The organism is Gloeocapsopsis crepidinum LEGE 06123 (assembly GCF_015207655.1).
Lineage (GTDB): Bacteria > Cyanobacteriota > Cyanobacteriia > Cyanobacteriales > Chroococcidiopsidaceae > Gloeocapsopsis > Gloeocapsopsis crepidinum.
Map to the genome: position 1 here is coordinate 72,061 of NZ_JADEWN010000018.1, position 6,394 is coordinate 78,454.

Consider the following 6,394-nt stretch of genomic DNA (forward strand, 5'->3'; position numbering starts at 1 on the left):
TTTCCTCTCTTTTAGCCAGCGTTCTAACTTAGAATATATCTAGGCTGCTCTGGATAGTTCCTCTTTCTTATGACTGATTAACTCTTGTAGTTTGATGGATAATAACTGTTGAAGTTATTTACAAATAAAAAGCCTCTATCTTTAAAACTTTCCAGTTAAAAAACACGGAGCAATTAAAGATAAAGGCTATATTTTGAATTTAGGTATTTGAGCTATTTTTAGCTAAAAACCTATCTTTGGATCAATGTCAAAAGCTTTTATTTCAAGTATTCACCCTAGCGATAGATGTCTTTTTTTAGTTCAAAACACTATTCATATGTACAAAAATGCTTTCTTGGAATTCTAGGGTTGCACTTTAATCTACTATACAGATCTCTCAGCTAGCTGCGCTACCAAATACCCCTCTTAAAGCGGAAACAGCATCTTGAACTCTCCCCCAAACACCTTGGTCAGGATCTTTTCCTACAAGTTCGCGGGTACTCAAAATTTCTAAAACACCTTTGAGTTGTTCTTGATGTGCTCTATTTTCAAAATTGACTTGATTGAGAGGTCCGATCGCTTCTTCTAAATCTTCTCCCACAACTTGAGCTGCTTTATGAACTAAAAGACCAGTCATCGCTTGCTGGTGTTTTAACTTTTCATGCTCGAACACTTTCTCATATGGCGATAATTCATCACCTGTCATAAGGTTTTGCACAGTCTCAACTAGCTTATGAACTTTTTCTGGTGCCTCAGCTGAAACACCGAGTTTAGATATACTATCTTCGATAACCTGAAGATTCTTCTGATCGTCCCTAAGCATATCCTGTAGGCGATCGCGAATATCTGTATCACTAATGGCACTCAATGTTTGCTCGTTGCTAATGACTAGATTTTGGATTGCTTTCAAAGTAGCTAATCTGCTAGCGATCGCTTGGCGCTGTGTTTCATCAAGCGTAGTTGCCATACTATTACTTCTCCTATGACTCTGCTATAAACGAGAATAATTTTCAATAAACTGAGCTTTGCATAATACAATTTGGTAATTCATCCCTCTTATGACTGATTAAACACGAGCAAAACATCAAATCATAAGATAACTGTATAAACATAGTTGCATCAACCAATACAAAAAGAATTAAACTGTACTCCACCAGTTGACAGATACAAGAGTAGAGGCAAATCGCTAGATTGGCAAAGGAAATAGACTTACGTTCAAAGGAAAATAGCGGTTAATGTTTGACCAACCTGGAATAGGAGAGGAAGCACTTAACAAAGTAGCTGAGATTGGGTTAGCAAGCCAGCTTGACGAAGTGGAAAACTTAGACGTAGATATTAAAACTGATCCACTGAAGCTTATTCAAGGAGAAGTTGACTCTGTCACCATTGATGGTGATGGCTTGGTAATGCAGGGCGATCTCCGAGTAGAAGAACTTGATATGCAAATGAGTAGCGTTGCTATCAATCCACTGAGTGTTACTCTTGGTAAAATTGAACTCACTAAGCCAACAGAAGCTAGTGTTCGTGCTGTTTTGACTGAAGCAGATATCAACCGCGCATTCAATTCAAGTTATGTGCGCCAACAATTACAACAGCAGCAAATCCATGTGGATGGACAACCTGTAACTGTTGATGCTCAACAGGTAGATTTTCGCCTACCAGGAGGAGGTAAAGTAGTACTAAATGCCAGCGTCATGCTGCGAGAAACAGGAGAAACGCATCAAGTTGCTTTTTCAGCTGTACCATGTGTCAGTGCCAGCGGACAAACAGTCTCCTTAGATAATGTCGAATATGGAGATACAGAGGAACTGTCACCAGAACTAACCCAAGCTTTGATAGAAGAAACGAGTGAAATCTTAAATTTAAGCAACTTTGACTTGGAAGGAATGACGTTGAAGATTAACAATTTACAAGTGGAAGCAGGCAAAATAACTTTACAGGCTCAAGCACACGTAGAACAAATTCCTTCCGGTTAAAATTGTCAGCATGAATAAGTAACACTTATAGCAATAGTCAATATAATTAAGACATTATAGAGGTTCAGAATCATTGTCTTGTAAAGTTTGCGTTTGTCGGAACGCCAGTTACAACAACGGGGGACACCTCCGTACACAAATTTCCGCTGTTCTAACTTACTCTTAACCCTGATCTCTGACCTCTGACCTCTGCTATAGTTTGTTCCTTGAGCAGGAGAACACATGGAGACACAGCAAACAAGGGGAACACCATATCCCAACATTCCACCAGTTATCGAAAGTGACGATCGCGAATATCGCGATCCTGGCGTACCTAGTACAGTTGCGATCGCCGGACATCCACTACATCCGCTCAGTGTTATTTTTCCAATAGCATCTTTAGCATTAGCTTTAGTCACTGATGCTGTTTACTGGTTCACGCGCGATCCATTTTGGGCTAGAGGTTCATTTTGGCTGATTGCGGCAGGTTTAGTAACTGGGCTAGTTGCTGCAATTATTGGTATGAGTGATTTTTTACAGATTGAGCGCGTCCGCAAACGTAGCGCTGGTTGGGCACATATGGTTATCAACGTGTCTTTACTCGTTTTGACGGCAATCAATTTATACATTCGTTTGGGAAACTATGAAGCAGCAGTACTGCCTTGGGGATTAGTTATTTCCACCATCGTTGGTACTCTTACAAGTGTTTCTGGATGGTTTGGTGCTGAATTATCCTACCGTCATAAAATCGGTGTAGTAGGTCCAGGAAGCCGTCTTCAACCATAGTCAATTAGACAACATAAGACTTTTCAGATAGGGTAAGTTATTGCTTACCCTTATTTTTTATATACTTATGACTGTAAAACCAAATTTAGGCATATAAAAAACAGGAGGAAAAAGATTAAATTTAAGCCTAATTCTAAATTTCAAAGTATTAATAAACAAGCAGATGGTAGTCTCATGGTTCATCTGAAATCACCTCCATTTGAAGGAAAAGCCAACGCAGAATTAATTAAACTTTTATCAGAAAAATTTAAAACACCCAAGACTAATATCAAAATTAAATCTGGTATTGCATCACGGCAAGAAATAGTAGAAATTATAGCAAATTAACTATTCGTTATTATTCTCTTAGAATAAAATATTTTTGTTAATAGTAAACATTTTAATCTCTGCGGGTCAAATTCCCCGCCGCTGTGCGGCGTAAAATATAGAGATGAGTGAGTATATTCATAAAAGTCATAACGTAACAGTTTTGCTATACCATTTGGTGTTTTTTGCGAAGTATCGACGAGCTGTATTTGACGAACAGGTAGATGCAGTTTTGAGGGAAGTGTGTCTAGAAATTGAGAAACGCTACGAAATCAAGTTTGTTGAAATTGGTGTGGACAAAGAGCATGTAGATTTTTTAGTGCAGTCAGTACCAACTTACAGTGTGACTAAGCTGGTGACTCTGCTCAAAAGTCTGACAGCAAGAGAAGTGTTTAAACGCTGCCCGCACGTGAAACAGCAACTGTGGGGCGGCGAGTTTTGGAGTGATGGGTATTTTGCTAGCACAGTGGGAAAACATGGTGATGAAGGAATGATTGCCAGATATGTAAAAAAACAGGGGAATGACTATCTCAAACTGCACCGAGATGAGCAATTGACTCTATGCCTGATTCTGATACCCCGTCCGCTTGCGGCGGGGTAGTTCATTTATCAGGCTGAGGCACAATATTTACCTTCTCAAGAAACAGCAAATTTCAAAAAATATACATTTTTACTAAAGTTAAGATTAGCAGTTTATGAAGTACTGCGCGATCGCGAAATAGTTATTTTTCAAGAAATTGCCGATAAAATATCTACTGATTTTCCTCAAGAGACACAGGCGAGCCTAGAACGCGTGCTCAAAGATTGGTTATTAATTGTCCGCTATTGCGCTATGGCGATGTTATTGAACGATACAACGTTCCTGCAGCATAGACTTTTAGAATGGCTGACAGATTTAGTACAAGTTCACCAGCGAAAAACCATCGATCAAAAGATTTACGAATTATTGCAAACTCAACTGCAACAACTGTTCAAAAGCGAACAAATGGCATTGATAGCACCTTTTTTAGAGCAAGTTAACAATACATTTTTGCAAGATAACTTAGTTCAATTACCGAGATAAATTAATAACGTTTACAGTAAGAGATGAACGATGATTAGTGTTGCAGATTTAGTTAAAGATAAATATTTACCTGGCAACTATTTTGCCTCGGATGCATACATCAAAGGTGATTTTGAATCAGGTTTAATTGAAAATCGTCGAGGCGATCGCCTACTTGTTTTACCAGAAACTTTCCTAAAAGCAATTTACATAGGTTTAGAAAAAGAAATTGGTCAAGCTACTGGTATTGTACTTGCTAACTGCGGTCGTTGGTGGGGTAAGAACTTTTACGCTCGATTTGTCCAAGAAATCAGTGACTACTACGGTAAAACGTTGGCTGAAATGGAAATGGTAGAGTTTCTTCAGTGTTTAAAACAATGCTGGAAAACTCACGGTTGGGGAACATTTGATTTAGATGTTAGTTATTACCAACAAGGATTTCTTGTCGTAAAAACTACCAATTCTCCTTTTGCTGCTGTTGTACCTCAAGGTCATCAACCAGCGTGTTTTTTGGAAACAGGTATCCTGAGAGCCTTTTTTAGTCAGCTAACAGGGCGCGATCTCGACTGCGTGCAAACTACTTGTGAATCTTTAGGCTCTGATTGTAACTATTTTGTCTTAGGTTTAGCCTATCGCCTTAAACCTGTAACTGCCTGGTTAGGAAAAGACCATGCAACCATTATGCAGCAGCTATGTAATAGCTAACAAGATCGCGTTTTAGTTACTTGAATGAAGAGTAAGAATCTGACATGGCAAAGACGATCAAGCTAGAATCTATTAATCAAGAAACATCAGTGCAAACGAATGCCAACATTTTATCTGCGTTGTTGGCAAATGAACTTGATGTATTACCAGAATGTGGTGGGCGGGGAATGTGTGCTACTTGCCATGTTTTCATTAAAAAAGGCATGGAAAGCCTTTCACCACTCAGCCGCCGTGAAAAGCGCACAATGGAAGTTATTACCCAGGTGCAACCAAATTCTCGTCTTGCTTGCCAAGCTTTAGTTGTGGGTGAGGGTGTTGTTGTACAAATGCCTTCTGGAACATATGTTAATGCAATTGAAGATATTGAAGCATTAATTGGTCGTCGTGCCGAGAAGGACATTTTACATCCTCTCAATGGCAAGGTTTTAGTTGAAACTGGTAAATTGATCGCTCGTTCAATGATTACTCAGTTGCAAGATAGTTACACCACAACAGGAGAATATTTAACGCAAACTCGTGAAGCCTAATTCGCTTCAGGTGCACAGGAGAAATTCAAAGAATTATTGAGGAAAATAAAATCAATGTTGACACAACTATCTCGCTTGAGTGTAGAGGCAGATGGTCGATATGCGACTGCCGAAGAATTGCAATTTATTAACAACTATTTTCAGACTTTTGATTGGCGGTTGAGTGCATACGAAAAAATTACTAAGGCAGAAGCAGAAATTCTCAATCGCACAGAAGCAAAAATGCGCGATATTGATCCAAATTTATTTCAAAATGCTTCTGGAGATTTTACTCCAACATGGAGAAAAGATATTATTCAACTACTAACATTTGCTACAGCTACTTTATTAGTTGACGATCAAGAACGCCTCAGAGAAGGTATGCTAATTTGGCACGCTACGATCGCAAAGTCTTATAAATTTGAGCGCACTTGTAAGATAACTTTTGAAGTTATGCCAGAGGTAGTTAAAGAATTTTTAACTCCAGAAGAGGCTGCGCTATTTAACCCAATTTTAACACTCAATCAAATTGTACTAGGATAAGAAATTTAGTCATCGCGATACTAACACTTTTAGTGGTTTACTTAAAAAGGTATTATGCAAGAACAAGTAAAATTGTTGAATAAAAACTATCATTGGTTGGAAACTGTTGAAGGTTTTGCGGTGATTGGTTCAGTTGGTGGGGCGATCGCATCAGTTATTTCGCAACAAGCGATCTTTGCTTCGCTTCCCTTATCAGCGGCTGTCTTACTCAATTTGGTAAATCGCAGACTTTTAATAACTTCAATTCAGCAGAGTCAACAAGCTGCAATTGCTGAAGTATTAGAACATAGTGCAATTCCCCAAGAAAGATTTACTTCTATCTCTAGCCAAGTTGCACAACTACAGCAAGCAAATGCTAACTTCAGTCGCAGTCATACTGAGAATAATGCAGCAGTTGACCAACTCAAGCAAGAAAATAGCAACATTGAAAATAAGATTGAACAATTACAGCCTATTGCAGTTTTATGAGGCACAGTAGCAACAGTGAGTAAACCAGTTTTTCAAATGCACGGGATTAATTAAATCGAGTGCAGTGGCAATGAGAAGATCAACCCTGAATGCAGTAGTTGGGG

Annotated in this window: 10 protein-coding genes; 9 read left to right on the top strand and 1 reads right to left on the bottom strand. The window is 38.7% G+C overall.

Annotated elements, in window-relative coordinates; translation table 11 throughout:
• Positions 1-376: 376 nt before the first annotated feature.
• Entirely contained in the window at positions 377-946 is a 570-nt protein-coding gene (locus tag IQ230_RS09485; protein WP_193931764.1) for a hemerythrin HHE cation-binding protein, read from the bottom strand.
• A gap of 268 nt (positions 947-1,214) precedes the next feature.
• Here IQ230_RS09485 and IQ230_RS09490 point away from each other — a divergent pair, with 268 nt between their 5' ends.
• The 9 genes from IQ230_RS09490 (at position 1,215) to IQ230_RS09530 (ending at position 6,290) form a co-directional block, all read left to right on the top strand.
• A complete protein-coding gene (locus IQ230_RS09490; protein WP_193931765.1) occupies positions 1,215-1,955 on the top strand; it encodes an LmeA family phospholipid-binding protein in 741 nt (246 codons plus the stop codon).
• A gap of 222 nt (positions 1,956-2,177) precedes the next feature.
• Positions 2,178-2,720: a DUF2231 domain-containing protein gene (locus IQ230_RS09495; RefSeq protein ID WP_193931766.1), complete on the top strand. Its 543-nt coding sequence runs from the start codon at positions 2,178-2,180 to the stop codon at positions 2,718-2,720.
• Positions 2,721-2,834: 114 nt separating this feature from the next.
• Complete coding sequence (locus IQ230_RS09500) at positions 2,835-3,047, top strand: DUF167 domain-containing protein (protein WP_322742357.1); 213 nt, start codon at positions 2,835-2,837, stop codon at positions 3,045-3,047.
• 103 nt (positions 3,048-3,150) lie between these two features.
• Positions 3,151-3,627, top strand: coding sequence for an IS200/IS605 family transposase (gene tnpA, locus IQ230_RS09505; RefSeq protein WP_193931767.1), 477 nt, complete (start codon positions 3,151-3,153; stop codon positions 3,625-3,627).
• A 3-nt stretch (positions 3,628-3,630) separates the two neighbouring features.
• A complete protein-coding gene (locus IQ230_RS09510) occupies positions 3,631-4,089 on the top strand; it encodes a globin family protein (RefSeq protein ID WP_193931775.1) in 459 nt (152 codons plus the stop codon).
• A gap of 30 nt (positions 4,090-4,119) precedes the next feature.
• Positions 4,120-4,773: a V4R domain-containing protein gene (locus tag IQ230_RS09515; RefSeq protein ID WP_193931768.1), complete on the top strand. Its 654-nt coding sequence runs from the start codon at positions 4,120-4,122 to the stop codon at positions 4,771-4,773.
• Between the two features lie 44 nt (positions 4,774-4,817).
• Positions 4,818-5,300, top strand: a complete 483-nt coding sequence (locus IQ230_RS09520; RefSeq protein ID WP_193931769.1) for a 2Fe-2S iron-sulfur cluster-binding protein — start codon at positions 4,818-4,820, stop codon at positions 5,298-5,300.
• A gap of 54 nt (positions 5,301-5,354) precedes the next feature.
• The gene (locus IQ230_RS09525; RefSeq protein WP_193931770.1) at positions 5,355-5,822 is read left to right on the top strand and encodes a globin family protein; all 468 of its coding nucleotides are present in this window, start codon (positions 5,355-5,357) and stop codon (positions 5,820-5,822) included.
• 54 nt (positions 5,823-5,876) lie between these two features.
• Positions 5,877-6,290: a hypothetical protein gene (locus tag IQ230_RS09530; RefSeq protein WP_193931771.1), complete on the top strand. Its 414-nt coding sequence runs from the start codon at positions 5,877-5,879 to the stop codon at positions 6,288-6,290.
• Positions 6,291-6,394 lie beyond the last annotated feature (104 nt).

Coding starts and splice junctions, on each gene's coding strand:
- IQ230_RS09485 (WP_193931764.1), bottom strand. CDS start 946: ATGGCAACTACGCTTGATGAAACACAGCGCCAAGCGATCGCTAGCAGA.
- IQ230_RS09490 (WP_193931765.1), top strand. CDS start 1,215: ATGTTTGACCAACCTGGAATAGGAGAGGAAGCACTTAACAAAGTAGCT.
- IQ230_RS09495 (WP_193931766.1), top strand. CDS start 2,178: ATGGAGACACAGCAAACAAGGGGAACACCATATCCCAACATTCCACCA.
- tnpA (WP_193931767.1), top strand. CDS start 3,151: ATGAGTGAGTATATTCATAAAAGTCATAACGTAACAGTTTTGCTATAC.
- IQ230_RS09515 (WP_193931768.1), top strand. CDS start 4,120: ATGATTAGTGTTGCAGATTTAGTTAAAGATAAATATTTACCTGGCAAC.
- IQ230_RS09520 (WP_193931769.1), top strand. CDS start 4,818: ATGGCAAAGACGATCAAGCTAGAATCTATTAATCAAGAAACATCAGTG.
- IQ230_RS09525 (WP_193931770.1), top strand. CDS start 5,355: ATGTTGACACAACTATCTCGCTTGAGTGTAGAGGCAGATGGTCGATAT.
- IQ230_RS09530 (WP_193931771.1), top strand. CDS start 5,877: ATGCAAGAACAAGTAAAATTGTTGAATAAAAACTATCATTGGTTGGAA.